Source organism: Hydrogenophaga taeniospiralis, from assembly GCF_020510445.1.
GTDB lineage: Bacteria > Pseudomonadota > Gammaproteobacteria > Burkholderiales > Burkholderiaceae_C > Hydrogenophaga.
The window spans coordinates 2,547,059-2,572,573 of record NZ_JAHBAG010000001.1 but is presented as its reverse complement, the minus strand read 5'-3'; the positions used below and the strand labels follow the sequence as shown (position 1 = coordinate 2,572,573).

At 67.0% G+C, this 25,515-nt stretch carries 28 protein-coding genes; 10 read left to right on the top strand and 18 right to left on the bottom strand.

Features of this window, described 5'->3' with window-relative positions; all coding sequences use genetic code 11:
- Window positions 1–4 precede the first annotated feature (4 nt).
- From KIH07_RS12435 to KIH07_RS12420, 4 genes are all read right to left on the bottom strand, one after another.
- Entirely contained in the window at window positions 5–1,288 is a 1,284-nt protein-coding gene (locus tag KIH07_RS12435; protein WP_226492267.1) for an O-antigen ligase family protein, read from the bottom strand.
- A 146-nt stretch (window positions 1,289–1,434) separates the two neighbouring features.
- Complete coding sequence (locus KIH07_RS12430) at window positions 1,435–2,235, bottom strand: glycosyltransferase family 2 protein (RefSeq protein ID WP_226492266.1); 801 nt, start codon at window positions 2,233–2,235, stop codon at window positions 1,435–1,437.
- Entirely contained in the window at window positions 2,228–3,091 is an 864-nt protein-coding gene (locus KIH07_RS12425) for a glycosyltransferase family 2 protein (RefSeq protein ID WP_226492265.1), read from the bottom strand. The genes KIH07_RS12430 and KIH07_RS12425 overlap by 8 nt, the downstream gene beginning before the upstream one ends.
- A gap of 48 nt (window positions 3,092–3,139) precedes the next feature.
- Entirely contained in the window at window positions 3,140–4,522 is a 1,383-nt protein-coding gene (locus tag KIH07_RS12420) for a phosphomannomutase/phosphoglucomutase (RefSeq protein ID WP_226492264.1), read from the bottom strand.
- A gap of 138 nt (window positions 4,523–4,660) precedes the next feature.
- Here KIH07_RS12420 and KIH07_RS12415 point away from each other — a divergent pair, with 138 nt between their 5' ends.
- From KIH07_RS12415 to KIH07_RS12405, 3 genes are read left to right on the top strand one after another with little or no spacing between them, the layout of a single operon-like run.
- Complete coding sequence (locus KIH07_RS12415) at window positions 4,661–6,286, top strand: DNA-3-methyladenine glycosylase 2 family protein (protein WP_226492263.1); 1,626 nt, start codon at window positions 4,661–4,663, stop codon at window positions 6,284–6,286.
- The gene (locus KIH07_RS12410) at window positions 6,283–6,861 is read left to right on the top strand and encodes a methylated-DNA--[protein]-cysteine S-methyltransferase (protein ID WP_226492262.1); all 579 of its coding nucleotides are present in this window, start codon (window positions 6,283–6,285) and stop codon (window positions 6,859–6,861) included. The genes KIH07_RS12415 and KIH07_RS12410 overlap by 4 nt, the downstream gene beginning before the upstream one ends.
- A 4-nt stretch (window positions 6,862–6,865) precedes the next feature.
- On the top strand, window positions 6,866–7,783 hold the full coding sequence (locus KIH07_RS12405; protein WP_226492261.1) for a DMT family transporter: 918 nt from the start codon (window positions 6,866–6,868) through the stop codon (window positions 7,781–7,783).
- Between the two features lies 1 nt (window position 7,784).
- Here the strand turns inward: KIH07_RS12405 and KIH07_RS12400 are convergent, their stop codons facing one another.
- The 12 genes from KIH07_RS12400 to nifH all read right to left on the bottom strand — a co-directional run bounded on the left by KIH07_RS12400 (window position 7,785) and on the right by nifH (window position 18,248).
- A complete protein-coding gene (locus KIH07_RS12400; protein WP_319004801.1) occupies window positions 7,785–8,195 on the bottom strand; it encodes a nitrogen fixation protein NifQ in 411 nt (136 codons plus the stop codon).
- A gap of 106 nt (window positions 8,196–8,301) precedes the next feature.
- Complete coding sequence (fdxB, locus tag KIH07_RS12395) at window positions 8,302–8,610, bottom strand: ferredoxin III, nif-specific (protein WP_226492260.1); 309 nt, start codon at window positions 8,608–8,610, stop codon at window positions 8,302–8,304.
- A 22-nt stretch (window positions 8,611–8,632) separates the two neighbouring features.
- Window positions 8,633–8,833 carry a CCE_0567 family metalloprotein gene (locus tag KIH07_RS12390; RefSeq protein WP_226492259.1) on the bottom strand — a complete coding sequence of 67 codons (201 nt, stop codon included), beginning with the start codon at window positions 8,831–8,833 and terminating at the stop codon, window positions 8,633–8,635.
- A gap of 2 nt (window positions 8,834–8,835) precedes the next feature.
- Window positions 8,836–9,330: a NifX-associated nitrogen fixation protein gene (locus KIH07_RS12385; RefSeq protein WP_226492258.1), complete on the bottom strand. Its 495-nt coding sequence runs from the start codon at window positions 9,328–9,330 to the stop codon at window positions 8,836–8,838.
- The gene (gene nifX / locus KIH07_RS12380) at window positions 9,327–9,737 is read right to left on the bottom strand and encodes a nitrogen fixation protein NifX (RefSeq protein ID WP_226492257.1); all 411 of its coding nucleotides are present in this window, start codon (window positions 9,735–9,737) and stop codon (window positions 9,327–9,329) included. Before nifX ends, KIH07_RS12385 begins: the two co-directional genes overlap by 4 nt.
- Before the next feature lie 18 nt (window positions 9,738–9,755).
- Window positions 9,756–11,156 carry a nitrogenase iron-molybdenum cofactor biosynthesis protein NifN gene (gene nifN, locus KIH07_RS12375; protein ID WP_226492256.1) on the bottom strand — a complete coding sequence of 467 codons (1,401 nt, stop codon included), beginning with the start codon at window positions 11,154–11,156 and terminating at the stop codon, window positions 9,756–9,758.
- A gap of 23 nt (window positions 11,157–11,179) precedes the next feature.
- Window positions 11,180–12,673: a nitrogenase iron-molybdenum cofactor biosynthesis protein NifE gene (gene nifE, locus KIH07_RS12370; RefSeq protein ID WP_226492255.1), complete on the bottom strand. Its 1,494-nt coding sequence runs from the start codon at window positions 12,671–12,673 to the stop codon at window positions 11,180–11,182.
- Between the two features lie 259 nt (window positions 12,674–12,932).
- Complete coding sequence (locus KIH07_RS12365) at window positions 12,933–13,418, bottom strand: hypothetical protein (protein WP_226492254.1); 486 nt, start codon at window positions 13,416–13,418, stop codon at window positions 12,933–12,935.
- Between the two features lie 155 nt (window positions 13,419–13,573).
- The gene (locus KIH07_RS12360) at window positions 13,574–13,915 is read right to left on the bottom strand and encodes a hypothetical protein (protein ID WP_226492253.1); all 342 of its coding nucleotides are present in this window, start codon (window positions 13,913–13,915) and stop codon (window positions 13,574–13,576) included.
- 244 nt (window positions 13,916–14,159) lie between these two features.
- The gene (gene nifK, locus KIH07_RS12355) at window positions 14,160–15,719 is read right to left on the bottom strand and encodes a nitrogenase molybdenum-iron protein subunit beta (protein WP_226492252.1); all 1,560 of its coding nucleotides are present in this window, start codon (window positions 15,717–15,719) and stop codon (window positions 14,160–14,162) included.
- Between the two features lie 71 nt (window positions 15,720–15,790).
- Window positions 15,791–17,254, bottom strand: coding sequence for a nitrogenase molybdenum-iron protein alpha chain (gene nifD / locus KIH07_RS12350; RefSeq protein WP_226492251.1), 1,464 nt, complete (start codon window positions 17,252–17,254; stop codon window positions 15,791–15,793).
- Window positions 17,255–17,354: 100 nt separating this feature from the next.
- Window positions 17,355–18,248: a nitrogenase iron protein gene (nifH, locus tag KIH07_RS12345; RefSeq protein WP_226492250.1), complete on the bottom strand. Its 894-nt coding sequence runs from the start codon at window positions 18,246–18,248 to the stop codon at window positions 17,355–17,357.
- 415 nt (window positions 18,249–18,663) lie between these two features.
- Here nifH and KIH07_RS12340 point away from each other — a divergent pair, with 415 nt between their 5' ends.
- The 7 genes from KIH07_RS12340 to KIH07_RS12310 all read left to right on the top strand — a co-directional run bounded on the left by KIH07_RS12340 (window position 18,664) and on the right by KIH07_RS12310 (window position 23,016).
- On the top strand, window positions 18,664–19,272 hold the full coding sequence (locus tag KIH07_RS12340; protein ID WP_226492249.1) for a hypothetical protein: 609 nt from the start codon (window positions 18,664–18,666) through the stop codon (window positions 19,270–19,272).
- 24 nt (window positions 19,273–19,296) lie between these two features.
- Complete coding sequence (locus KIH07_RS12335; RefSeq protein ID WP_226492248.1) at window positions 19,297–20,163, top strand: NAD(+)--dinitrogen-reductase ADP-D-ribosyltransferase; 867 nt, start codon at window positions 19,297–19,299, stop codon at window positions 20,161–20,163.
- Entirely contained in the window at window positions 20,156–21,085 is a 930-nt protein-coding gene (gene draG / locus KIH07_RS12330) for an ADP-ribosyl-[dinitrogen reductase] hydrolase (RefSeq protein WP_226492247.1), read from the top strand. The genes KIH07_RS12335 and draG overlap by 8 nt, the downstream gene beginning before the upstream one ends.
- A gap of 85 nt (window positions 21,086–21,170) precedes the next feature.
- Entirely contained in the window at window positions 21,171–21,632 is a 462-nt protein-coding gene (locus KIH07_RS12325) for an ArsC/Spx/MgsR family protein (RefSeq protein WP_226492246.1), read from the top strand.
- Window positions 21,619–21,867, top strand: a complete 249-nt coding sequence (locus tag KIH07_RS12320; protein ID WP_226492245.1) for an FmdB family zinc ribbon protein — start codon at window positions 21,619–21,621, stop codon at window positions 21,865–21,867. The genes KIH07_RS12325 and KIH07_RS12320 overlap by 14 nt, the downstream gene beginning before the upstream one ends.
- Window positions 21,868–21,876: 9 nt before the next feature.
- Entirely contained in the window at window positions 21,877–22,629 is a 753-nt protein-coding gene (locus KIH07_RS12315) for a YkgJ family cysteine cluster protein (RefSeq protein WP_226492244.1), read from the top strand.
- Between the two features lie 129 nt (window positions 22,630–22,758).
- Window positions 22,759–23,016: a hypothetical protein gene (locus KIH07_RS12310; protein ID WP_226492243.1), complete on the top strand. Its 258-nt coding sequence runs from the start codon at window positions 22,759–22,761 to the stop codon at window positions 23,014–23,016.
- A 13-nt stretch (window positions 23,017–23,029) separates the two neighbouring features.
- Here KIH07_RS12310 and KIH07_RS12305 read toward each other — a convergent pair whose 3' ends face one another.
- Together KIH07_RS12305 and KIH07_RS12300 are read right to left on the bottom strand one after the other, a co-directional pair.
- The gene (locus tag KIH07_RS12305; protein ID WP_226492242.1) at window positions 23,030–23,494 is read right to left on the bottom strand and encodes a DUF1203 domain-containing protein; all 465 of its coding nucleotides are present in this window, start codon (window positions 23,492–23,494) and stop codon (window positions 23,030–23,032) included.
- Window positions 23,491–25,221, bottom strand: coding sequence for a helix-turn-helix domain-containing protein (locus KIH07_RS12300; protein ID WP_226492241.1), 1,731 nt, complete (start codon window positions 25,219–25,221; stop codon window positions 23,491–23,493). The genes KIH07_RS12305 and KIH07_RS12300 overlap by 4 nt, the downstream gene beginning before the upstream one ends.
- Window positions 25,222–25,515: the final 294 nt, after the last annotated feature.

The following is a 25,515-nucleotide window of genomic DNA, read 5'->3' as shown; positions in this document are numbered from 1 at the left end:
ACCATCAAGGCTGCGGCTCTGGAGCGTCGGCTGCCGCACCCGGTGGCGGCACGGCACGGCTCGAACCGGCCGACGCCATCAGCAGCGCCATCATCATGATGAAGAAATGGCTCTCGGTGGACAGCCAGAACGAGCTGTGCGTCATGTTCGACGTCACCAGCACGGCGACGAACGACAGCATCAGAGCCCGGTGGGCCCGCGGATACCGGAACGCCTGGCGCACGATCACGAACAGCAGCCAAAAGAACAGCAACAGCCCCACCAGCCCCAGCTCGAAGAAGAACAGCAGAAACTGGTTGTGGGGATGCGGGCAGACCGTGGCACAAAACTGCGGGTCTTTGAAATAGCTCTGGGCCAGCACGGGATACGACGCCGTCCCGGCCCCCAGCAACGAACGTTCCGACGAGTTCTTCACCACGAAACGCCAGACCTCCACCCGCGCACCCACCGAGGTCACGGTGGACAGGCTGCTGCTGCGCGCTTCTTCCCAGGCCTGCATGCTGCGGTGCTGGAACTGCGGCGACACCAGGAACGCCACCGTCAGCACAGCCAAGGCGCCGACCAGGATGCCCAGCACCTTCTTGATGCGGGCGCCCACGAAAAAGATGCCGAACACCAGGGTCGAGAACAGCAGGCTCAAGTAGCCGGTGCGCCCCGCGGAGAGGAACAGGATGCTGGCAGCCCCCAGAGCCGCCACCAGCCACCAGCCCACGGCGGCCTTGCGGGTGTGCGCCCGGATGGCCCAGAAGGCGCACAGGCACACGAAGAACGCCATCATGATGCCCTGGGAGATGTAGTCCTTGAACACCGTGTGGTCCACGCCAAATCCCTGGTTGTCGGTGCGCGACCAGGGAATGGAGGTCCAGACGTTGAGCCAGGTGGACACCAGGGTGAACAACATGGCCAGCGCGAAGGCCTTCCAGCACAGCACCCGCGTTTTCTTCTCGAACAGCAGCGTGATGAAAATGGGCAGCAGCAGAAACTTGAGGTATTTCTTGAAATACCCCCCGATGTCGATCCATTCGGCCGGCGACCAGGTGGCCGCGAGCAGGATGTAGGCCGCCAGACAGAACACCGGCCAGGCCACCGGGTTCTTGAGAATCGAAGCATCGACACATCGGGTGCCGTGCCGGAACACCCTGGGCAGCAGCAGCACCAGGGTCAGGGCCATCAAGGAATTGGCCAGCGCCACGGACACCGGGAACGCGGCGAACACCGCCACCAGGGTCAAGGCGGCGGCTTTGCTGCACAGGGCGTCCATCCCGGCGCCGGGATGCGGCAGGCTCATGGGGCGACCACCGTCATGTCGGTCCACCGGACGCGCAACGTGGAATTCACGAGGGTCATTTGTTTGTAGCGTGTTTCTACCGGGTCCCAGCAACGTGGACATCTTTCGCAATCCTTGTTCTTGTGCATTGGCTTGGGCACCGGGATTCAACGCTTGACCACATCGGCGTTTTCCGACATCGGATCGTATTTCAGTATCGCGTACCGGAAAAAGCACTCCAGCGAAACCACCAGGCAAAAAAGAAAGCCCGGTCCACCGCAGAGAAACCCTTTGCGAAAGAAATAGAACCGCACGAAATTCATCAAGGCCGACGCCAGGCCGCGCCGGATACCGCCCTTTTTCCCGGCCTGGGCACGCCGCACGGCGCCGAGCTGCGCATACTGCGCCAGCTTGAGCAGGCTGCCATAGACGGTTTCGCGGGAGTGGTGCAGCAACCGGCCCTTGAAGGCCTGCTCGGGCGTGTCCGGGTTGCGCAGGATGGCGTGCTCGTGCACCACGCCCTCGTAGCGCAGGATGTTCGTCATGGCGAACAGGCGCCTCACGCCACCGGCCACCTTGGTCATGCGGGTGAGCGGCGTGCCAAAGGCCACCTGTTCCCAGAAGACCTTCCAGACCGCCTCGGTGCGGGTTTCGACCGCTTGCTGGATTTCCTGCCTCAGCGGCGCGGGAATCGTCTCATCGGCATCGAGGAAGAAGATGTAGTCGGTGCGCACGTGCTCGAGCAGGCGGTTGCGCTGGACCGCGAAGCCCTGCCAGTCGGCGTACCGATGGACCTCGGCACCCTTTTCGGTGGCGATCTCGCAGGTGCGGTCGGTGCTGCCGCTGTCGATCACGATGATCTGATCGGCAAAGCCCGCGTTGTCGATGCACGCGGCGATGCGGCGCTCTTCGTTGAGCGTCAGGATGCCGATGCACAGAGTCGGTTTTTTGTCTTGATCTTCAATCATGACGTTTCCACTCCATCAAACCCCTCCACCGGCCCCACATGCGCGCCAGCAACTTGGGAGAGAAGGCGATCAGCCGCAACGGCATCGCCAGCGTGGTGGTCAGCAGCAGATAGCGGCGCAGCTGCAGCGCGGTCTCCAGCGACTGGTGCTTCACCGCGAAGATCAGCTTGGACTGCGCATGGTGGTACCCCCGCACGTACTCGCTGCGCCACGGCGCGGCCCCCTTGACCGAACCCCGCGAGAAATGCACGGCCTGCACCTGCGGCAGCAGCACCATCGGCAGGTGCGCGTTGAACAGCCGCAGGCAAAGGTCGTCGTCCTCGTAGTACAGGAAAAACTGTTCGTCGAAGAAGCCGACCTTCTCGAACCGGGCCATGCGGAACAGCATGGCCGCGCCACAGACGAACCCCACGCAGACCGGCCCACTGGCACGCGGGCCCGTGGACAGCCACCGCGTCTTGGGCCAGCGGTAGTTGATCTCCGGCTTGCCGGTGACGCTCACCAGCTGCGGCGCCAGGATCGCCGCGTCGCTCAACTCGTGCGCGGCCGAGATCAGTTCACCCAGGCCCTCGACCGTGAGCTGGCAATCGGGGTTGAGCAAAAAGGCGAACGGGGTCCGCACCGCGTCCAGCGCCCGGTTGTTGGCCGCGCCAAAGCCCAGATTGCGGCCATGGCGCAGCACGTGGGCGTGCGGCCACAGCCGCTGCGCCTGCTCGGGGGTGCCGTCGGCGCTGCCGTTGTCGGACACGATCACGTGCGGGCACTGCGAGAGCAGGCCATCGAGCCCGCGCAGGCAATGCGCGCTCTCATGGGTCACCACCACCACGGTGACCTGGTTCAGCAAAGCCGTGACCACGGGTGCTGTTTCAGGTGGCTGCGCGGGCAAGGATGGGCTCAAGGGAGCTCAATGGGCGCTCGCACCCACCACCGCGTCCGGCTTGCCCTGCAGCAGCAGGCCCAGCATGGCGGTTTCGATGCGGTGCAGGGCTTCGGTGGTGTGCCCTTCAAAACGCAACACCAGCACGGGCGTGGTGTTGGAGGCCCGGATCAGGCCGAAGCCGTCCGGCCAGTCCACGCGCACGCCATCGATGGTCGAGACCTTCGCGGGCGCATCGAAATGCGCGAGCGCCACGAGTTTTTCGACCACGGCGTGCGGCTCTCCCTCGGCGCAGGCCACATTGAGCTCGGGCGTGCTGAAGCTGGTGGGCAAGGCGTTGAGCACGGCGTTGGCGTCGGGGCTGCGGCTGAGGATTTCCAGCAGGCGCGCGCCGGCGTAGGTGCCGTCGTCAAAGCCGTACCAACGCTCTTTGAAAAAGATGTGACCACTCATTTCACCGCCGAGCGGGCTGTCCAGCTCTTTCATGCGCGCCTTGATCAGCGAGTGGCCGGTCTTGTAGATGTGGGCCACACCACCGGCGGCCTCGATGGCCGGGGCCAGGCGCTGCGAGCACTTCACGTCGAAGACGATGTTGCCGCCCGGCACGCGCGAGAGCACGTCCTGCGAAAACAGGATCATCTGGCGGTCGGGGTAGATGTTGTTGCCGTCCTTGGTGACGATGCCCAGGCGGTCACCGTCGCCATCGAAGGCCAGGCCCAGCTCGGCGTCGGTCTCGCGCAGGGTGCGGATCACGTCCTGCAGGTTCTCGGGCTTGCTCGGGTCCGGGTGGTGGTTGGGGAAGTTGCCGTCGACCTCGCTGAAAAGCTCGATCACCTCGCAGCCCAGCGCACGGAACAGCGCCGGCGCCGAAGCCCCGGCGATGCCGTTGCCGCAGTCCACCACCACCTTCATCGGCCGCGAGAGCTTCACGTCGCCAACGATGCGATCGGTGTAGGGCGCCAGCACGTTCACATGGCGCACGCGCCCATCGTCGGCGAAGCGGTGGCTGTCGGTCTCCATCATGCGGCGCAGGGCCTGGATGTCCTCACCGTAGATGGCGCGCCCGCCCAGCACCATCTTGAACCCGTTGTAATCCTTGGGGTTGTGGCTGCCCGTGACCTGGATGCCGCTCCTGCACAGCGTGCTGGCCGCGAAATACAGCATGGGGGTGGTCGCCAGACCGATGTCGATCACGTCCACACCGGCGGCCACCAGGCCGCGGATCAGGGCGGCCGACAGGGCCGGGCCGCTCAGGCGGCCATCGCGGCCCACGGCCACGGTGTTTTCGCCCTGCTGGCGGGCCTGGGTTCCGAAAGCCAGGCCAAGGGCCTCAGCCACCGCCTCGTTGAGGGAGGCCGGGACCACGCCCCGAATGTCGTAGGCCTTGAAGATGGATGCGGCAACTTGCATGTAATTGTCTCAATCTCTGGATACGCCGATACCGTGGATTGTAGGTGGCCGGGCTGGGGGGCTTTTTGCGCCCCGTTCGGCAGGGACATGTCCGGAAACGGCCAGTCAGGCCCCGGTGATCGCCGTACCATGCAGCCCATGGACACCCCCCGACGCCCCGACGACGACGCCCGCTACCGCGCGCTGTGTTCCCACGACGCGCGCTTTGACGGGCGCTTTTTCATCGGCGTCACCTCCACCGGGGTCTACTGCCGGCCGGTCTGCCGGGTGCGCACGCCGCGGCGCGAGAACTGCCGTTTCTTCGACCATGCCGCCCAGGCCGAACGGGCCGGCTTCCGCCCTTGCCTGCGCTGCCGCCCCGAACTGGCGCCGCTGGATCGTCATTGGTCGCTGGAAGACGCCTCCACCATCCTGGTGCAGCAGGCCACGCGCCTGCTCGACGACCCCCAGACCTGGCTGGACGCCGCGACCGAAGGCGCCACCGTGAGCCGGCTGGCCGACCGCATGGGCGTGAGCGACCGCCACCTGCGGCGGATTTTCGAGGCCCGGCTCGGCGTCTCCCCGCTGCAGTACCTGCAGACCCGCAAGCTGCTGACCGCCAAACAGCTGCTGGCCGACACCACCCTGCCCGTCACCCAGGTCGCGCAGGCCAGCGGTTTCGCCAGCCTGCGCCGCTTCAACGCGGCCATCCAGGCGCGCTACGGCCTGAGCCCCACCCAGATGCGCCGCAACCCGCTGACCCTGGCCACGCCCTCGCGCACACCGACCGGCCACGCCGGCACGGTGCGCCTGTCGTGGCGGCCACCGTACGACGCGGTGGCGATGCTGGGCTTCCTGGGCACCCGGGCGCTGCCTGGCGTCGAGTGCGTGAACACCGATGTCCTGCGCCTGCAGCGCACGGTGCGGCTGACGGTGGCCGGGCAGCCGCATACCGGCTGGCTGGACGCGCAACTCGACCCGGCGGCCCACCGGCTGCTGCTGCGCGTGAGCGACAGCCTGCACGCGGTGCTGCCCAGCGTGATCTGGCGGGTGCGCGCGCTGTTCGACCTGGACGCCGATCCGCAGGCCATCAACGCCGTGCTGCAGGCCGACTTTCCCGGTGGCGACGGCCTGCGGGTGCCCGGCTGCTTCGACGGTTTCGAGCTGGCGGTGCGCGCGGTGCTGGGCCAGCAGATCACCGTGGCGGCGGCGCGCACCATGGCCACCCGCCTGCTGGAGCGTTTTGGCGAGCCCATCGCCACACCCGAACCGGCCCTGCACCGCCTGTTTCCCACGCCCCAGGTCCTGGCCGAGGCCGAGCCACAGGCGCTGGGCGAACTGGGCATCGTGCGCCAGCGCCAGGCCGCGATCCAGGCACTGGCGCGCGCCGTGGCCAGCGGCCAGCTCGACCTGAGCGGCCACGCCGACCTGGCGCTCACCACCCAAGCCCTGCTGGCCCTGCCCGGCATCGGCCCCTGGACCGCGCAGTACATCGCCATGCGCGCCCTGCGCTGGCCCGACGCCTGGCCCCGTGGCGACGTGGCGCTGCAGCAGGCCCTGGGTCTGGTCGAGCTCAAGGGCCCGGCCGCGGCCAACGAAGCCGCGCGCCAGGCCGCCGCCTGGCAACCCTGGCGCAGCTACGCCGTGATCCGCACCTGGGCGGGCTGCCACGCCCGCCCAGAGCCCCCCGGCGTCACGGACGGCGCCACGCACCGCGCCACGAACGGCGTCGAAAGCCCCACCGAGGCTCTCACCGAGCCCTCCACCCAGGACGACACACCATGAGCTTCCTATCGCAAGCGGTTCAAACCACCCTCCCGTCCCCCCTGGGCCCGCTGTTGCTGGCCGCCAGCTCCCGGGGACTGGCCGGCGTGTGGTACGCCGACCAGCGCCACGAGCCCCCGCCGCAACAGGTGCAGCGCTGGCCCATCGACCACGACCACCCCCTGCTGCGCACCGCTGCCGCGCAACTGGACGCCTACTTCCGGGGCGAACGGCTGGACTTCGACCTGCCGCTGGACCTCTCGGGCGGCACGCCCTTCCAGCGCGCGGTGTGGCTGGCCCTGCTCGGCATCCCGGCGGGCCACACCCGCAGCTACGGCGACATGGCGCGCCAGATCGAACGGCCGGGCGCGGTGCGCGCGGTGGGCGCGGCCATCGGGCGCAATCCGCTGGGCATCGTGGTGCCCTGCCACCGCGTGGTCGGCGGCAACGGTTCACTGACGGGCTATGCCGGCGGGCTGGACCGCAAGCGGGCCCTGCTGCGGCTCGAAGGCGCATTGATCGACAAAGCGCATCAATGGCCGGAGCAAACATCATCAACGGGCCGCCCCGCCGCACAGCCTTTGCCGGCACACTGAGCCCATGTCGCCCGCCCTCATTCTTGAATTCTTCCTGCTCGCCGCCCTCTGGGGCTCGTCCTTCCTCTTCATGCGCCTGGGCGCGGCCGAGTTCGGAGCGCTGCCCACGGCGGGCCTGCGGGTGGCGCTGGCGGCGCTGTTCCTGCTGCCGGTGTTTCTGCTCAAAGGCGTCTGGGCCGACTTCCGCCTGCGCGCCAAGCCCATCCTCTTCGTGGGCCTGCTCAACTCGGGCATCCCGTTCGCGCTGTTTTCCTTCGCGGTGATGCACATCACCACCGGCCTCACATCCATCCTCAACGCCACGGTGCCGCTGCTGGGCGCGGTGGTGGCCTGGCTCTGGCTCAAGGACCGCCCGGGCGGCTCGCGCATGCTGGGCCTGGGGATCGGTTTCGTGGGCGTGACGCTGCTGGTGCTCGGCAAGTCCGGCTTCAGCGCCACCGGGGTGGCCGGGGCCGGCTCCACCGGCACCACCCTGCTGGCCATGGGCGCCTGCCTGTTGGCCACGCTGTGTTACGGCATCGCCGCGAGTTTCACCAAACGTTACCTCACCGGCGCCCATCCGCTGGCCACCGCCACCGGCAGCCAGATCGGCGCGGCCCTGGGCCTGGCCCTGCCCACGCTCTGGCTCTGGCCCGAGCAGCCCGTGAGCGCCACGGCATGGGGCGCGCTGGCCGCGGTGGCGCTGTTCTGCACCGCCATCGCCTACATCCTGTTTTTCCACATCATCGAGAAGGCCGGCCCGAGCAAGGCCCTCACCGTCACCTTCCTGGTGCCGGTGTTTGCCCTGCTCTACGGCGGATTCTTCCTGGGCGAACGCATCACGCCCTGGATGGTGATCTGCGGGCTCATCATCGTCTGCGGCACCGCGCTGTCCACCGGGCTGGTGCGGCTGCAGTGGCTGGAACGCCGCGCCAGCGCTTGATTCACTCGGCGCCGAAGCACAGGCTGCGGTCGCTGCAGACGCCACAGCTGGGCGACTTGCAGATCAGCAGGTCCTCGCGCAGGCACAGCTGCCGGTAAAAGAACTTCTTCCACTTCATGTGCTGGGTGTTGCGCGCCGCCAGCGCCGGGAACCAGTGTCCGATCAGGGCCGAGAGCTCCACCCGCGAGGGCAGGCGCAGGTCCTGCCAGAGGTGCTGGTCGCCCAGGCTGGCGCACGCAATGGCCCAGGCCACGGCCTCGGCCGCCTCGGCGCTGCCGGCCGCGGGGTCGGTGTGATCGCGCAGCAGGCCCATCAGATCGTCGACCTCGTCGCGCCGCGTCTGCATGCGGGCGGCCAGCGCGGCCCAGTCGGGGCTCGGCGCCGGAGGGCAATCCGTGACGCATGAGGCCATCGGACCGGGTGGCACCGCCGGGCCGGCTTCGCCGGACGGCTGGTGTCGCCCCCTTGAGGGGGGATGCGGCCACGCGAAGCGGGCAAGCGACGGGGGTGGGCTCATGTCAAACCGGGGCCGCTGCGTGCGTGTAGCACTTCTTGGGGCAGATGCGGGCGCAGGCGGTGCAGCCGATGCACAGCTCCTTGTGCGCCAGCGTCATCACCTTTTTCTCGTACTCGTCGTCGTCATCGTCGTCCTCATCGACGTGCACGTATTCACCGTCCTCGTTGAGGCCGACGAGTTCGAGCACGCCGCGCGGGCACACCTTGAAGCAGCGGCCGCAGCCGATGCACTTTTCCTCGTCCAGCGCGGCCACGAAGGTCGGCGTCCAGGTGGCGCCGCTGGGCAGGGTCACGTTGAAGGTCTGGCTCATGGGTTCTCTCCGTCGGGCGGGTTCAGTCCGTGGCCGCGGCCAGCGCCTGGCGCGCCGCCATCAGCGCGGCGTGGGCGTCGTGGCAGCGCCGGGACACTTCGGGGATCTTTTCCCAGCCGGTGGGCAGGTCCTCGGACAGGTCGTGCAGGTCCATCTTGGCCTGCGTGGCCTGGGCGTTGAGCTTGCGGATGCGCAGCTTCAGTTCGTCGGCGGTTTCGCTCATGGTCAGGCTCCGTACTGCGCCACTTCGGGGTAGCTGCGGATCATGGTCACGGCCTCGGTGAGGAACTTGCCGCCGGCTTCGGCCAGCTTGGCCAGCGACGAAAAGCCGAAGCGGTGCACGTCGCGCAGCTGCTTGTTCACCACCACCAGCCGGCCCGCGATCAGCACCATGCGGCCAAAACCCTCGTGGCTCATCTTCATCATGGGCGAGACCATCTGGCCGGTTTCGCGCTCGATCGCCACGGCGATGGCGTTGTAGAAAATCTCCAGGTGCCACAGCGTCTCGGGGTCCGGGTCGCCCAGGATGGGCAGGGCGCGGCGCTCCTCGGCGGTGTGGATGTAGGGCTTGAGCAGCTGCAGGTCGCTCTTGCCGTCCCAGGTGCCGTGCGTGTCCTGCGCGCGCATCTGCTTGATCAGCTGCTGCACGAAGGGCGTGGCCAGCAAGGCCTCGTCACTGCGGGCGTCGCTGGGGGTGTCTATGCTGGCGCTGGCGGTCATGGGGTCACCTCGTCGTCTTCAAAGTCGTGCACGCGCTCGCCGGCCTTGGCCATGGCCTTGCGCAGCCAGGGCGGCGGCGTGCCCTGCAGCACCGTCTGCAGCTTGTCCAGGATGGTGGCGATGGGTTCGGGCTGCGGCACCTTGATGGGGTGGATCTTCATGGCCACGACGCGCGCCGCGCCCGAGCCGCCGATGGCCGCCACGTACAGGATGGCCACGTCGTGGATGGCTTCGAGCTTGGGCGCGAGCTTGTCCTCGTCGCCGTCTTCTTCGAGCTTGTCGCCAAACTCGAAGCTCTCGACGAACTGCTGCCCTTCGGGGGTGACCTCGTACACCACGATGCTCTTGGCCCAGCCAAAGTGCGCATCCACGTGCACCTTGTCCTGGGTGGCGAAGGCGATTTTCATGACGTTTCTCCTTGGAATTCAGGCACTGGCCGAGGCCAGCGTGGTGGTGTCCGGGGCTTCGGCGCTGGTGGCGACGTGGGTCGCCGCGCGCCGGGCCTCGGGCGTGAGGGGCCAGTCGCCCGCGTGGTGGTGCGCGATGCGCCCGATCATCAGGTTGGCGATCTCGAAGATCAGGTTCATGGTGCCGCGGTAACCCACCTGCACACGGTGGGCGTTGCCGATGCGGTCGAACACCGGAAAGCCGATGCGCAGGAACGGCTTGTCCAGGCGCTCGGCGGCCTGGCGGCCGTGGGAGTGGGTGATCAGCAGATCGCAATCGGCCGCGCCCGCCTCCAGGTCTTCCAGGTCGCCCAGCAACACCTCCTGAGCCGGCAGCAGCGCGTGCGCGGCCGACTTGGTGGTGCTCACGCAGCAGCGCAGCTCGGCGCCCATCTCGTGCAGCAGGCCGCCCACGGCCAGCAGCAGATCGGGCTCGGCGCCAATGGCCACCTTCACGCCCCCGGTGTAGAAATGGCCGTCGAGCATGGCGTCGAGCAACTGGCTGCGCTGGCGACGGTACCGGGCCGGAACCGGCTTGCCCGAGAGTTTCGAGAGGCGCTGCAGCAGGCGGTCGTTCACCTCCAGGCCGCTGAGCCGCTCGAAGATCTCCAGCGGCGTGCCGGCGATGGCCTGCAGGGCCTCGGCGCCTTCGCGGGTCTGCTCGCCCACGCCGATGGTGAAGGCCGAAGCGCCGGCGCGGCGGATGTCTTCCAGCGTGGTGCCGCCCAGCGTGGTGCCGCGCCAGTCGGGCGGAATGTGGCCGTCCAGCGAACCCGAGATGTCGGGCAGCACGACGGGGTTCAGGCCAAAGGCCTGGACGATCTCGCGCAGTTCGTCGATGTCGCCCGGCGAAAGGTGGCTGCCCGGCAGCAGCGTGATCTGGTCGGCCACCACCGGCAGCGGCTTGACCAGCGTTTTCACGATGGCCGTGATGGCGTGTTTGAAGCCGTCTTCAAACGCACCCACGTAGTCGGGCGTGGACACGTAGACGATCTCGGTGTCGTCCAGCTCGGGCTTGCGTTTGCGCACCGTGGCGATGTAGCCGTCCACGTCGTCGCCCTTGGTTTCGGTCAGGCCCGTGGAGCAGATGGCGATGAGCTTGGGCGCGGCGCGTTTGCGGATGTTGAGCAGCGCCGCTTCGATGTTGTCGTAGCCGCCCAGGATGGACGTGACCTCGTTCATTGCCGTGGTCTGCAACGGAATGGCTTCCTTGAAGTGCCGCACCAGCAGCACCAAGCCAAACGAGGTACAGCCCTGCGAGCCGTGCATCACCGGCATGCAGGCGTCCAGCCCCAGAAAAGCGAAGCTCGCGCCCAGCGGCTGGCTCATCTTCAGCGGGTTGACCGTGCAGGCCTTTTTGGATTCGACGACGCGTGCCATGGCTGTTGTCCTGAAGGGTTGCGTCAAACAGGGACTTCTTCGGGCTCCAGGCCCATGGCCTTGGCCGCGATACCGCTCAGGTGATCGGTGGAGGCCGTGGGCGTCACCGCGCCCAGGCTCTCACCGTCGTCGCCCCAGGGCGCGGGGATGCGCACCTGCTGCCACACCGGGTTGAAGATGGCGCGGTCGATCTCGGCCACCAGCTCCACCATGCCCTCGTAGCCGCCATAGGGGTGGTGGCGCTCCTGGTTGATGTCCAGCCAGGGCATGCGCGCCTTGAGCGCGACGAACTGCGAGCGCCCGCCCGACAACATGATGTCGGCCTTGGCGTCGCGCAACATGGCGTACATCTCGCGCGGCGTCATGTCGTCGATCATGTGGGCGTCGGCGCCCTCGCCCATGATCTCCTTGATCTTTTCCTTGTCTTCTTTCGTGCTCTTCTTGACGCTGGTGCCGACGATCTCCATGCCGCCCTCCTGCAGCGCCGCCACCACCGACCAGGACTTCACCCCGCCCGTGATCAGCAGCACGCGCTTGCCCTGCAGGCGCTTCCGGTACCCGGCGATGCGCTTCCAGGCGCGCGCCTCCTCCACCTCGATCAGGCGCTCGGTGCGATCGATCAGATCGTCGGGCGCGCCTTGCTTCACCAGCAGGCTGGCGATCTGGCGCAGGGTCTCGCTCATGTCGCCGATGCCGTAGAACGAACCCTCGAAGTACGGAATGCCCCAGCGCTGCTCCATCTTGGTCGCGATGTTGATCATCGACTTGGAGCACACCATCATGTTCACCTTGGCGCGGTGGGCGCTGGCGATCTCGTTGTAGCGGCCGTCGCCCGAGATGCACGAGAGGATGCGGATGCCCAGAGCGTCGAGCAGCGGTTTGACCTGCCAGAGTTCACCCACCAGGTTGTATTCGCCAATGATGTTGATGTCGTACGGCGTGGTGAACGCCGGCTCGCGCGTGCCGATCACGTAATCAAGCAGCGCTTCGGCCCCCAGCTTGTTGCCCAGGTTTTTCGGGCCGGCGAAACCCGGCGCGTTGACCGGGATCACCGGCTTGCCGAACTTCGCGCTGGCGCGCTGGCACACCGCCTCGATGTCGTCGCCCACCAGCGCCGTAACGCAGGTCTGGTAGACGAACACCGCGGGCGGGTCGTACTTTTCAATGATCTCGCGGATGGACTTGAACAGGCGCTTCTCGCCACCGTAGATCACGTCGAGTTCGCTGATGTCGGTGGTGAAGCCGCTGCGGTAGAGCTGCGAGCCCGACGACGCGCTGTGCCGGTTGTCCCACGAGTTGCCCTCGCAGGCGATCGGGCCATGCACCAGGTGCGCCACGTCCACCACCGGCTGCAGCGCGATCTTGGCGCCGTCGAACGCGCAGCCACCGGCCGCCGCGCCAGGCGAGAGCTGCTTGGTGCAACCCTTCTTGCGCTCCTTCTCACTCTTGCCCTGGTTCTTGTCGCAACCGGGCTCTTCGAACACTTCGGCGATCTTGGCCTTGAGCGATACAGACATGGCGGACTCCAGAGAAGTGGGTTGTGGTCCTCGTTGCAATTTGGGTGCCAGCCGAAAAACGCCGTGTGAAGGCCCGTTCTGCCGTCCCAGGCGGTTCAAGCGCTTTTGCTGTGGCGGTTTTGGAGGGATTGCGACGGCGGTTTTCCGACATCGGGCGAGGGGCTCCGAGCCCGAGAGAACGCTGAAGAGATGCTTGCGGATGCGCGCCCGCTGTCGGGGGGTGCAGGGCGGAAAACGCAGACGGCCCGACAGCGCTGCGTCAGTTGTCGTCGGCCAGCACTTCCAGCGCCACCAACTGCTCGTAGAGCGCACGCCGCGCGTGCCAGTGCGCCTGGCCAGCGATGCGCGGGTCGGCGCCTTCGAACGCGCCGATGGCGTCGCGGTCGCCGTGGTAGATGCAGGTGAACCCGCCGCGCGCGGCCAGCGCGGCTTCGTGGGCGGCGGTCTCGCTCACGGGCTCGGCGCTCAGCACGCCGGCTCCGAGCAGGTGGTCGGCCCGGTACAGAGCGATGTCCCAGCCGTGGCTGTCGCCCAGCGCGCAGATGGCCGGGTAGCGCTCGCGCGCCAGTGCATCCACCTCGGCGTGGCCGAGGTCTTCGAGCAGGCGCCGCGCGGTCAGCTGGTCGTGGATCTCCCAGGGTTCCAGCGGGTCGCCGGCCGCGACCTTGCGAGCGAAGTCCGCCGCGTCGTAGGCGAACCAGGCGCGCGGCGCGGCGTGTTCGGGCACTTCCACCACATAGATCATGGTCTTCTCCGATGGCCGTGGTCGAAGTTCAACGCCACTTCAGTTGCCCATGCCGCCGGAGCGCCACCCATGGGCATGAAGCGGACCAACCCAGGGTACCGCCGGACGGCCAGTGCCGCCCCTGGGGGGTCGCGCGAAGCGCGGCAGGGGGGGCTTCACTCCACACCATCGGCGGCCGTCTTGGTCCACACGGCCTTGCGGATGCGCTGCGTGATGCCGGCGGGGCTGGCGTCGAAGTGGCGTTGCGCGGCCGACAGCGCGCCCTGCGCCACGGCGGCCTCGGCCAGCGTCAGCGGCAGGCGCCCCGCCACATGCGAGGCCCCGGGCACCGCCTGCGCGATGGCCTGGCGGTTCGGGTGTTCATCCAGCGGGATCAGGCTGTCGGTTTCCCGCACGCCGCCCAGACAGACCCAGCCATCGATCACCTCGACCTTGCGACCGTCCAAGGTGGTCTTGACGTGGACCACGTCCAGCGCCGGACGGGTTGTCGAGTCCACAAGCACAGGTGAGGAACTGAACGTCGCATTGGCCATAAAGCACCTCGAAAAGATAGGAAGGAACCCCGCGCCCCACCCAGGCCGCCGCAGAACCGGCTTTGCCGGGCTGCCAGCGGTGCCCCCTGGGGGGTGACGCGCACAGCGCGGCGCGGGGGGGATCCACATCCTTGCCGCCGCGGAACGGGTTTAGCCCGGCCGCCAGCGGCGCCCCCCGGGGGGTGACGCCGAAGGCGGCGCAGGGGGGTCACCGAATAATGTCGTAGCTGTAGTCCGTCTTACCCGCCACGATGGTGTTCGCGTCCAGCGTCTCGAAGAACTCGTCGAGCAGGGTGACCAGCACGCGCATGCCGCCTTCGTAGCCCCAGGTGGGGAAACGGTGGTAGTGGTGGCGATCGAAGATCGGGAACACCATGCGCACCAGCGGCGTCTTGGTGTCGCGCTCCAGGTACTTGCCGTAGGTGTTGCCGATCAGGAAATCCACCGGCTCGGTGAACAGCAGCGAACGCAGGTGCCACAGATCGCGCTTGGGGTAGACCTTGCAGCCCGCGCCGTAGGGCGAGGCGTCGAACAGGGCTTGCACCTTGGCGGCCCAGGTTTCGGTGCCGTTGGTGGCCAGCACGTGGGCCGGCTCGGCGCCGAGCTCCAGCAGGAACTGCGTGTAGCCCAGCAGCTGGTCCGGGTCGCCATACAGCGCATAGCGCTTGCCGTGCAGATGGGCCTGGCTGTCGGCCATGGCGTCCACCAGCTCGCCGCGTTCTTTCTCCAGCTCGGCCGGGATCGGCTTGCCGGTCAGGCGCGAGATCTCCATCAGGAACTGGTCGGTGCCGGCCACGCCGATGGGGGCGTTGAGCGTGACGACTTCCTGGCCGTGTTCGGCGATGAACTTGCTGGTCTTCTCGCAGCAGAACTCCTGGAACACGATGGTGGCCTTGGCGTGCAGCGCGGCGATCACTTCTTCTTTCGAGGTGCCACCGGCGTACATGCGGAACTCGCCGTCGGTGGGCGTGTTCCAGTTGCCGCTCGGGTCGCAGATGATGTTCACCTTGACGCCGAACAGATCGAAGATGCGGCGGATTTCCTTCATGTTGCCGACCACGAAACCGTCGAAGCCGCCGATGAAGTTGATGCTGTCGTCGGGCACGCGCACCAGGGGTTCGGTGGTCTTGGCCTTGCCGTCCCAGAAGTGGCGCAGGATGCCCAGCAGCGCGTTGTCGTAGCCGGTGATGTGGCTGCCGACGAAGGCCGGGGTGTGGGCAAACGGCACGTCGAACTCGTCGGGCACGCTGCCTTTCTGCTTGCTGGTCTTGATGAAGGCGTCGACGTCGTCGCCGATCACTTCGGCCATGCAGGTGGTGGACACCGCGATCATCTCGGGCTGGTACAGGCTGTAGGCGTTGGCCAGGCCGTCGACCATGTTGTTCAGGCCACCGAACACGGCCGCGTCTTCCGTCATGGACGAGCTCACGCAGGACGTGGGCTCCTTGAAATGGCGGCTGAAATGCGAGCGGTAGTAGGCCACGCAACCCTGGCTGCCGTGCACGAAGCTCAGGGTCTTCTGGAAGCCGTTCGCCACGTACACCGCGCCCAGCGGCTGGCAGGCCTTGGCCGGGTTCACGGCCAGCGACTCGCGGGCGAAGTTCTTCTGCTTGTAGTCTTCGGTCTTGGTCCACTCGACGATCTGCTTGATGCTCTCGTCGGAATGGTTGAACTCGAACGACGCCTTCTTGTTGCGGAAGATGTCCTGGTACTCGGGCTCGCGGAACAGCAGTTCGTGGTCGAGGATCTTTTCGGCTGATTGGGGCATGGTGCTCTCCAGAGGATGTTGAGATTCAAGGAGCGGACGACCGGCCCATGCCAGGCCGCCCGCAGTCTTCTTCAGGCGGCCTTCTTCCAGGGCGCTTTCGTCAGGCCCCAGATGGGAGAGCTGATCGCCATGTCCATGTCACGCGCGAAGATGGCGAAGCCGTCGTAGCCGTGGTAGGGGCCGGAGTAGTCCCAGCTGTGCATCTGGCGGAAGGGCACGCCCATCTTCTGGAACACGTACTTTTCCTTGATGCCCGAGCCCACCAGGTCGGGCTGCACCTGCTCCACGAACTTCTCGAACTCGTAGCCGGTCACGTCGTCGTAGATCAGCGTGCCGTCTTTCACGTAGTGCGTGGTGCGCTGGTAGTCGTCGCCGTGGCCGAATTCGTAGCCGGTGCCGACCACCTCCATGCCCAGGTCTTCGTAGGCGCCGATCACGTGGCGCGGGCGCAGACCGCCCACGAACAGCATGACCTTCTTGCCCTGCAGGCGCGGCTTGAACTTGTCGATCACGGCCTGCATCAGCGGCTTGTACTTGGCGATCACGGCTTCGGCCTTGGCCTTGATGCTGTCGTCGAAGTGGCTGGCGATCTCGCGCAGGCTCTTCTCGATCATGGTCGGGCCGAAGAAGTTGTATTCCACCCATGGAATGCCGTACTTCTCTTCCATGTGGCGGCTGATGTAGTTCATCGAGCGGTAGCAGTGCAGCACGTTGAGCTTGGCCTTGGGCGTGTTCTCGATCTCGGCGATGGTGCCGTCGCCGGACCACTGCGAGATCACGCGCAGCCCCATTTCTTCGAGCAGGATGCGGCTGGACCAGGCGTCTCCGCCGATGTTGTAGTCGCCGATGATGGCCACGTCGTACGGCGTGGAGACGAACTCGGGGTGCTTGTTCGGGTCGGTGCGATCGAACACCCAGTCGCGGATCGCGTCGTTGGCCAGGTGGTGGCCGAGCGACTGGCTCACGCCGCGAAAACCTTCGCAGCGCACGGGCACGATGGTCTTGCCTTCGTACTCCTTGCTCTTCTTCTTCGACACGGCTTCGATGTCGTCGCCGATCAGGCCGATCGGGCACTCGCTCTGGATCGAGATGCCCTTGTTCAGGGGGAACAGCTCCTGGATCTCGTCAATGATCTTGTCGAGTTTCTTGTCACCACCGAACACGATGTCCTTTTCCTGGAAATCGCTCGTGAACTGCATCGTCACGAAGGTGTCGATGCCAGTGGTGCCGATGTAGTAGTTGCGGCGCGCGGCCCAGCTGTACTGGCCGCAGCCCACCGGGCCGTGGCTGATGTGGACCATGTCCTTGATGGGCCCCCACACCACGCCCTTGGAGCCGGCGTAGGCACAACCGCGGATGGTCATGACGCCCGGCAGGGACTTGATGTTGGACTTGACGCCGCAGTCCGGCTTGCCTTCTTCGAACGTGCCCAGGTGCTTCGCCCTGCGCTTGGCCATCTTTTCCGGATAGGCCTTCAGCACTTCATCAATCAAGGCTTTGTTCGTGGCCTTGCGGTCTTCAACTGTGGCAGTCATGGGGTAACTCCAATGGATATTTGGTTTTGCTTGGGTGATCAAGGCCGACCCACCGGCACGGGCCAGGCGGGTCGGGCTTGTGGGCCGACGGATGGGCCGTTCAGGCGGCAGCCAGGGCGGCGGCGGCCGCAGCGGCCTTGCCGACTTCGGACTCGTCGATCGCTTGCATGATCCCGAACTCCATCAGCATGTCCTCGAGCTGGTCCATGGTGATGGGGGTGGGGATGGTGCCGTTGCCAGCGTTGTTGTGGATCTTCGAGGCCAGGGTGCGGTACTCGGCGGCCTGCTTGGAGTCGGGCGCGTACTCGATCACGGTCATGCGGCGCAGCTCGGCGTGTTGCACGATGTTGTCGCGCGGCACGAAGTGGATGAGCTTGCTGCCCAGCATGCCGGCCAGCGCTTCGGCCAGTTCCAGTTCCTTGTCGGTCTGGCGCTCGTTGCAGACCAGGCCACCCAGGCGCACGCCGCCCGAGTTGGCGTACTTCAGAATGCCCTTGGAGATGTTGTTGGCCGCGTACATGGCCATCATCTCGCCCGACATCACGATGTAGATTTCCTGCGCCTTGTTTTCGCGGATGGGCATGGCGAAGCCGCCGCACACCACGTCACCCAGCACGTCGTAGGACACGTAGTCCACACCGTCGTAGGCGCCGTTTTCTTCCAGGAAGTTGATCGAGGTGATCACACCGCGGCCAGCGCAGCCGACGCCTGGCTCGGGGCCGCCGGATTCCACGCAGCGGATGTCCTTGTAGCCGATCTTCATCACGTCTTCGAGCTCCAGGTCCTCCACCGAACCGGCTTCAGCGGCCAGCGAGAGGATGGTGTCTTGGGCCTTGGCGTGCAGGATCAGGCGGGTCGAGTCGGCCTTGGGGTCGCAGCCGACGATGAGGATTTTCTGGCCGAGGTCGGACAGAGCAGCCAGTGTGTTTTGAGACGTGGTCGATTTACCGATGCCACCTTTGCCGTAGAAGGCGATTTGCCGAAGTTTGGCCATTGCAGTACTCCATTCAGGAAGGGTTGAAAAACCTAAGCTTGCGTAGCCGCGACTGGGTCAGCCTTTCGTGCCTATTGCTCTTATTCTTGGGTTCACGCCTGGCCGGACTGGTGTCCGCGCAGGCCTCTCATTGCAGCTTCCGTGCCATGCCTTGGCCACCGTGCGCCAAGGCCCTCTCTCCATAGGGGAAACGGCGTTTTTCGGGGCCTTGCGAGCGGGTTTCCGGGGTTTGTCCACTTCCCGACAAAACGGCGAATCGCGTCGCAAAAAATCCAGCGCGCGGGCGGGTCGGGTCGGGTTTGTGTCGGGTTTGCAGGGCCACACACCGGCTGGGCGCCTGGTACGGTCATTGCTGATACAGCACGGTGACGAACACCCCGTCTCCCACCCTGTAGACCCAACCGAAGGAAGCTTCATGACCGCCACCCTGGAACGCAAAGAGATCGACGACACCGCGTTTGCCCGCCTGGAGAGTGAGGGGCGCCTGCTCAACCCCCTGCTCAAGGCACCCACCAACCAGTTCGGTCGCGTGGGCTTTCGCGGCGAGCTGGCGTTGCGCTTCGCGCCCAAGCTGGCCGACGAGGCCCGCCCGCCCGAGCTGCTGTGCACCCAGGCCATGGCCGTGGCCAAGGTGGGCGACAAGCACCTGCCCTTTTTCGCCGGCTACCTGCTGAGCTTCGAACACCTCAAGGACGTGGCCGAGGTGCTGGGCGACACGCTCAGCGCCGGTGGCAAGTACTTCCTGTTCTGCAACAACATCGACCTGTCGAAGAAGTACCAGGTGCCCTACAAGGGCGCGATGTTCTATGTGTTGCCGATCGACGAGGCCACGGTCTACAACGAACTGCTCGACCTGTTCTATCTGGAAAAGGGCGACCTGAAGAAGAAGGACACGGCCGGCAAGCTCGACGCCATCGCCGACGCCGCGCTCAAGTTCGACGTGACCTTCGACACCATCACCTACGATGAGGGCCTGGCGCTCATGGGCCCGGTGCGAAACCCGAACGAAAACCGCCCGGTCTGAGGCCGATCTTCCGGCGCCGCGCCGGTGTCTGCCCCCACCCACCAGGCCATGGACGATGGACCGGATCAGCCCCACCGCTGGTACAGCACCAACCTCGTCGGCGTGCCGGCGCCGGTGCTCGCCAGCACCGGCTTCAACGCCCACCCCACGCGCCTGTCGATCGCCGGCGTGCGGCAGACCCAGGCCGGGCTGTTCGCGCTGCTGGAGCGTAGCCGCGACCTGAACGAGGCGGGCGACATGTTTGTGCACTACCTGGCCACCGCCTTCGGCCTGCGCAAACCCGATCCCCAGGCGCTCGCGGCCATGGGCCCCGCCGAGCAGCGGCGCTGGCGCAGCAGCTGGCGCACCCTGCTGCAGGGCTGGGGCATGGACGCCAACGGCCCGGCCGGCGCCGTGCTCAAGGGCTGGGTGGAAAGCCGCTTCGGCCTCGTGCCGAGCTACCACAAGGCGCCGCTGGAGCGCTTTCCCTCGCCGGCCTGGGTGGGTTACCTTGAAGAGAAAGCGGCCAGCCGACACCACAGCAACAACATCCTGCAGCAGCTCGACCTGCTCTACGAGTTCTGCCAATGGGCCCTGCAGCGCTTCCCGCTGCCCGGCGATGCCGCGCCCAGCGAACATCTGCACCTCTGGCGCGGCAGCAACCGCTGCGAAGAGCAGCTGATCAACGGAAGCCTCCAGTTGCGCCGCTGCACCGTGCGCCTGAACAACATCGTGTCGTTCAGCCTCTCGCCCGAAGACGCCGCCTGCTTCGGCGACTGGGTGTTCGAGGCGCTGGTACCGACCTGCAAGGTGCTGGTGTTCCCCGGCCTGTTGCCCGGCCATGTGCTGCGCGGCGAACAGGAGGTGCTCGCGCTCGGCGGCGACTACGAGGTGGTGGCCCGCTATGCGTGAGCTGTTCGACAAGGTGCTCGGCGCCTACCTCGGGCTGGCCATCGGCGACGCGCTGGGCGCCACGGTGGAATTCATGCGCCCGCGCGAGATCGAGGCCCGCTACGGCGTGCACACCGAAATCGTCGGCGGCGGCTGGCTCAAGCTGGCGCGCGGCCAGGTCACCGACGACACCACCCTGAGCCTGGCCCTGGGCTCGGCCCTGCTGCAAGGCGGCGCCACCGCGCTGCAAGGCTTCGCCGCCACGCAGCCCGACACCACGCTCGTGCGCGGCATCGGCCTGGCCTTCGTGCAATGGCTGCAGGCCCGGCCGGTGGACTGCGGCAACACCTGCCGGCGCGGCATCCAGCGCTTTCTGATCGACGGCTCGCTGGCCGGCCCGTACAACCCGGGCGACGCCGGCAACGGCGCGCTGATGCGCAACCTGCCGGTGGTTCTGGCCACCCTGCACGACGAAGCCGCCTTCGAGCGCCTGTCGCTGGCCCAGGCCCACCTGACCCACCACCACCCGCTGTCCGACGCCGCCACCCTCGGCCTGGGCCGCCTGCTGCGCCTGCTGCTGCGCGGCGCGGGCCAGGCCGAGTGCCAGCGCTGGGCCGAGACCTGGACCACCGCTCACCCCGCCTTCGGCTTCACCCCCTACCGCGGCCGCGCCACCGCCTACGTGGTCGACACGGTGCAAACCGTGCTGCATTTCCTGACGCGGCACGACGACTTCGAGGCCGCGCTGGTGGCTACCGTGAACCAGGGCGACGACGCCGACACCACCGGCGCCCTGGTCGGCATGCTCGCGGGCGCGCGCTGCGGCGCCGAGCGGCTGCCGCAGCGCTGGCTGCACCGGCTGCAGCCCACCACCGTGCAGGCCATCACCGACCAGACCAGCGGCCTGCTGGCGCTGGCCTCATGCCTGGAGGCCCACCCATGAAAGGCCAACGCCCGTTTCGCCGACTCACCCCGACCGAGCTGCCCGCCGAAACCCTCAACGAGCCCTACACCCGAGGAACCCCCTCATGACCCACATCGTCTTCTTTGAAAAACCCGGCTGCGGCGGCAACGCCCGCCAGCGCGCCGCGCTCGAAGCCGCTGGTCACACGCTGGAGCGGCGCAACCTGCTCACCGCGCACTGGAGCGCCGAGCGCCTGCGACCCTTTCTGGCGGGCCACCCGGTGGCCCGCTGGTTCAACACCGCAGCGCCGCGCGTCAAGAGCGGCGAAGTCAAGCCCGAAGCGCTGGGCGCTGATGCCGCGCTGGCACTGCTGCTGGCCGAGCCCTTGCTGATCCGCCGCCCGCTCATGCAGCGCAGCGACGACGGCAGCCACCACCTCGGCTTTGACACCGCCGAAGTCCACGCCTGGGTGGGCCTGGAAGCCACCCACGCCGCCAGCCCGGCCACGCTGGAAGGCTGCGCATCCACCCGCCAGCGCTGCCCCACCCCACCCGCCCACCCAGGAGCCCCCCATGCCCATGTTTGACTACCACTGCAAGGCCTGCCAGGCCGGGTTCGAGCTGCTCGTGCGCTCCAGCACCGTGCCCACCTGCCCGCACTGCGCCAGCACCGATCTGGAAAAGTGCGTCTCGCGCATCGCCCCGGCCGGCAAGATCGAAGCCATCCGCCTGTCCAACCGCCGCCTCGCCGCCGCGCAGGGCCACTTCAACCACTACAGCGCGTCCGAACAGGCGCGGCTGCTCAAAGGAAAGAGCGTGTAGGCCAGGCCCATGCCAGAGCAGACCACCCCCGACGACCACGGCGCCGAAGCCTTCTTCCGCGACCTGCGCGGTGCCTTTGAACACACCCTGGGCGGGCCCGGCGCGGCCGACGCCGACCGCTTCCAGGCTGTGATGCTCCAGGCCTGGGACAGCTTCGACGGCAACGTGGCGATCCAGTCCGAAGGCCGGCCCCCCATCGCCTGCCGCAAGGGCTGCCCGAGCTGCTGCACCCTGCGCGTGACCGCGCTCGCGCCCGAGGTGTTCATGGTGGCCGCCTACCTGCGCGCCACCGCGCCCGCGCTGCGCGGCCACGGCATCGACCTGATCGGCCGCCTGCGCGACACCGACGCCGCCACCCGCGGGCTGGGCGAAGAACAGCGCGTGGCCCTGCGGCGGCGCTGCGCCTTCATCGAACAGGGCGTGTGCCTGATCCACCGCGTGCGCCCGCTCGCCTGCCGCGGCCACGCCTCGCACGACCGCCGCGCCTGCGCCGACGCCGCAGCCGGCCGCGTGGACGAGGTGCCCTTCTCCGGGCCGCACCGCGTGGTGCGCGTGCTCGTGCAGTCCGCGCTGCAGGCCGCGCTGCGCCAACAGGGCCTGGCCTGGGGTGCCTATGAGCTCAACCACGCCCTGGTGCTGGCGCTGGACGACCCAAGCACCCCGGCCAGCTGGCACCACGGCAGCGACCCGCTGGCCCCGGCCGCGGTGGACCTGGAACACCGGGACGCCATGGCCGCGGGGTTTGATGCGGTGGCTCGCTGAGATTGGCGGGCCCGCCTTGGCGTGAGCGCTCCCGGTGGCCGGCTATAGTGCCCATCGCGGATGCTTTCGCACATCGGGTTCAGAAGGCAGGGCGCAGGTATTCGGGCTTCCCACATAAAGGACGGTGATATGCCGGAACTCTTGGTTTTTTCGATCGTTGGTGCGGTGGTTTTCTATCAACTCTACGTATCCGCCATCCTTTTCCGGGCGGATGAGTACGACACCCCACAACGGTGGCTGCAGGTTTTGATGGTCTGGCTGTTGCCGCTGATCGGAGCACTGGGATGCCACCTTTTCCTGCTCAGCCAGCGCGCGCCCGGTCCTCGCCCGGACAACCGATTTGTTCCTCAGGAACCAACCGGTGGACTTGACGGGAACATGGACTGATGGGAATCGCTTCTCACCCCCGGTCCACGCGGCATTGGAAGCAGTTGAACTTGGACCGGATGTGGACGTAAGCCACTTCGGGGTCCGTCAGAATTTCTCTGCATTTGCTGGTGAGTTCTTCGCCTTTGACGACCTGGCCCGTTTCGTACCGGATCCAGTTGTCATGCCCGTAGCCGCGAACAATGGCCGGTTGCAGGTGGTTGAACCACGTGGGCAAGGCGTCGGCCACGTAACGCTTGCAGGCACGCTTGTGCAGGAAGATCGGGCCCACCTCCGCATACGGTTGCGGGTCGTCAAACGGCCGGTAGGCCAACACGAGTTTTTCTTCTCCCGGGGCAATGAGTCCCAGGCAGTGCCGGCACGGGTTTGCCGCACCTTCCGCCGCCCGAACGACGGCCGCTTGCCCGTTCGCGTCTGGGTCGCCGCTGCGTATCGCGTCGACATACCCACTGGGAATTCCCTTGATCAGCATCTTCATCCATCTCCTCCGGTTGATGCACGGCAGTCGCGCTGGAAGACGGCATTAAGCGTCAGTTGGGCGATGAGGTCTCGCTGTTTCCGGACCTGCAATTCCGGTATGTCGCTGGTGTCACGGGAGGCTGGCCGGCTCCCCTGCGAGGCCCAGGCGCGGCGCAGGTCGCCGGGGGTTTGACCGGTGATCAGGCGAAAGCATTTCTGGAAATGGCTGAAGTCGCTGAACCCCACGCTGAGCGCCACATCCGTGATGCGGCGTTGCGGTGATGCCAGCAGCAGGCGCTTGGCGTGTGCAATGCGCACATGCTGCAAAAACAGCTTGAACGGCAGGCCCAGGCTGTCGCGAAACAGGAAGCGCAGATGCGAGACGCTCACATGGGCCTGGTCGGCCAGCTGTTCGGCCGAGATCGATTCATGGAACTGCCTGCACAAATACTGCAGGGCGCGGGCCAGCCCCACATGCAGCTGCGCGAACGCTTGTGTGTCGTGCTCCAGCACACAGCGCACCCAGTGCTCGACGGGCCGTGCCAACACGCAGGGAAGGCCGTCCGCCGGCGCAGCGGTGTCGTGGTTTTCATAGCGGGGTGCTGGCGGCTCCGCAAGGGTGTACGCCGTGCCGGCGTCCCCCAACAAGCGGGGGGACAGCAGGCTGATGTCGCTGGCACCGATGGGCGTGTTGGCGGTCAGCACCGCCATGCGGGCCACGGTCCACTCCAGTTGCGTGGCATTGCCGGGCCATGTGTAGTTGGTGCACCAGTGTTGAAGGGCGTCGGTCATGCGGTGCTCGGCGCTGTGGCCGTGGTAGTCCAGCACGGCACGCGCCAACACCGGAATGTCTTCCGGGTGTTGTGAGAGAGGCGGCAGGGGGATCACCTTCCAGTTGCACCGGCTCCAGGCACCGTAAGGAACGGGGCTGCTGTTGGGATCTGGCAGGTGCTGTGCCTTCAGCGCAATCACCAGCCGGCAGGCCCGGTGGCAGTCCATCTGCGTGGCGTGACCGATGGCCTGCTCCAGTTGCAGCCACAGGTGCTCCTGGTCGGCGCGGGTGCCGCTGTCCGGGTTGCACAGGAACAGGGTGCCACCGCGCGCGCGATCCACCCAGCGCCAGGGCGGCTCCAAGGTGGTCGCGCAATCCACCTTGACGAAAGCCAGCCCGGCCCCGCCGCCGCCGTGGTGGATGGCCACCGCTGTTTGCAAGGCTTCGTTGCCGCTCGTGCCCAGCAGCGCGACCGGGCGGGTGTCGACACAGCTCTCTTCAATGTGGCGATCCAGGGCCAACATGGCCGGGCTGGAGCCGATCAGGCACGGCGCCCCCAGCTGCGCCTGCACCACCCAGCGCTGGCTGGCCAGGCGCTGGACGGTGCCGGCGCACTGAAAGGCCAGCTCCGTCAGTGCCGACTCGTACCCTGGCCCCATGGCCAGGTGGGGCAACAACCGCAGCCGCAGTGCGCCGAGTGGTCGGCGGGAAAACTCCAGCGCCAGCTCCACGCTGCGTGGACCGTGCAATGGCGTGGCACGGTCGCTCGGGGCATGGGCATGCTCAGGGCCTGGCGGACGCACATGGGCCATGCGGCTGCGGTCGCGCTTGAACTCAGCGCTGCCGCCCGCGGCGCCGTCGACCAGCAGGGGTTGCTGCCCAAAAAGCTCCAGGCTGGCCACTTCCCACCAATGGCGGCAGGCGCTGCGTTCCAGCAGGCACCGAACTTCGGCGACCTCATTCAAGTAGGACACGACCGAGCGATGCGGCGCCCGGCTGGGCTCGCTGTCCGCGGCTTCCGTACGGATCAAGGGGGGGCCTGCGAGGCAGGGTTTTACTGCGTCACGGCAGCGCCGTGGAATAGCTTCGAAATGGCGCCCTCGGCTGGCGCAAGGTGCCCCGGTGCACGGCGGGGCTGACGGCGTATCGCGCTTGGATCACAGTACTTCTCCCTTTTTTGGCCGTCATTTTTTTATCGGCCCATGCCGGTGGCCATGCGGCCACCGATCGACACGGATTCTTAAGACTCGCGGACCCGAAGGCAACCT

Bases quoted from the DNA above. Each gene is read 5' to 3' on its own strand.
- KIH07_RS12435 (WP_226492267.1), bottom strand. From the start codon at position 1,288: ATGAGCCTGCCGCATCCCGGCGCCGGGATGGACGCCCTGTGCAGCAAA.
- KIH07_RS12430 (WP_226492266.1), bottom strand. From the start codon at position 2,235: ATGATTGAAGATCAAGACAAAAAACCGACTCTGTGCATCGGCATCCTG.
- KIH07_RS12420 (WP_226492264.1), bottom strand. From the start codon at position 4,522: ATGCAAGTTGCCGCATCCATCTTCAAGGCCTACGACATTCGGGGCGTG.
- KIH07_RS12415 (WP_226492263.1), top strand. From the start codon at position 4,661: ATGGACACCCCCCGACGCCCCGACGACGACGCCCGCTACCGCGCGCTG.
- KIH07_RS12410 (WP_226492262.1), top strand. From the start codon at position 6,283: ATGAGCTTCCTATCGCAAGCGGTTCAAACCACCCTCCCGTCCCCCCTG.
- KIH07_RS12405 (WP_226492261.1), top strand. From the start codon at position 6,866: ATGTCGCCCGCCCTCATTCTTGAATTCTTCCTGCTCGCCGCCCTCTGG.
- KIH07_RS12400 (WP_319004801.1), bottom strand. From the start codon at position 8,195: ATGGCCTCATGCGTCACGGATTGCCCTCCGGCGCCGAGCCCCGACTGG.
- fdxB (WP_226492260.1), bottom strand. From the start codon at position 8,610: ATGAGCCAGACCTTCAACGTGACCCTGCCCAGCGGCGCCACCTGGACG.
- KIH07_RS12390 (WP_226492259.1), bottom strand. From the start codon at position 8,833: ATGAGCGAAACCGCCGACGAACTGAAGCTGCGCATCCGCAAGCTCAAC.
- KIH07_RS12385 (WP_226492258.1), bottom strand. From the start codon at position 9,330: ATGACCGCCAGCGCCAGCATAGACACCCCCAGCGACGCCCGCAGTGAC.
- nifX (WP_226492257.1), bottom strand. From the start codon at position 9,737: ATGAAAATCGCCTTCGCCACCCAGGACAAGGTGCACGTGGATGCGCAC.
- nifN (WP_226492256.1), bottom strand. From the start codon at position 11,156: ATGGCACGCGTCGTCGAATCCAAAAAGGCCTGCACGGTCAACCCGCTG.
- nifE (WP_226492255.1), bottom strand. From the start codon at position 12,673: ATGTCTGTATCGCTCAAGGCCAAGATCGCCGAAGTGTTCGAAGAGCCC.
- KIH07_RS12365 (WP_226492254.1), bottom strand. From the start codon at position 13,418: ATGATCTATGTGGTGGAAGTGCCCGAACACGCCGCGCCGCGCGCCTGG.
- nifK (WP_226492252.1), bottom strand. From the start codon at position 15,719: ATGCCCCAATCAGCCGAAAAGATCCTCGACCACGAACTGCTGTTCCGC.
- nifD (WP_226492251.1), bottom strand. From the start codon at position 17,254: ATGACTGCCACAGTTGAAGACCGCAAGGCCACGAACAAAGCCTTGATT.
- nifH (WP_226492250.1), bottom strand. From the start codon at position 18,248: ATGGCCAAACTTCGGCAAATCGCCTTCTACGGCAAAGGTGGCATCGGT.
- KIH07_RS12340 (WP_226492249.1), top strand. From the start codon at position 18,664: ATGACCGCCACCCTGGAACGCAAAGAGATCGACGACACCGCGTTTGCC.
- draG (WP_226492247.1), top strand. From the start codon at position 20,156: ATGCGTGAGCTGTTCGACAAGGTGCTCGGCGCCTACCTCGGGCTGGCC.
- KIH07_RS12325 (WP_226492246.1), top strand. From the start codon at position 21,171: ATGACCCACATCGTCTTCTTTGAAAAACCCGGCTGCGGCGGCAACGCC.
- KIH07_RS12320 (WP_226492245.1), top strand. From the start codon at position 21,619: ATGCCCATGTTTGACTACCACTGCAAGGCCTGCCAGGCCGGGTTCGAG.
- KIH07_RS12315 (WP_226492244.1), top strand. From the start codon at position 21,877: ATGCCAGAGCAGACCACCCCCGACGACCACGGCGCCGAAGCCTTCTTC.
- KIH07_RS12310 (WP_226492243.1), top strand. From the start codon at position 22,759: ATGCCGGAACTCTTGGTTTTTTCGATCGTTGGTGCGGTGGTTTTCTAT.
- KIH07_RS12305 (WP_226492242.1), bottom strand. From the start codon at position 23,494: ATGAAGATGCTGATCAAGGGAATTCCCAGTGGGTATGTCGACGCGATA.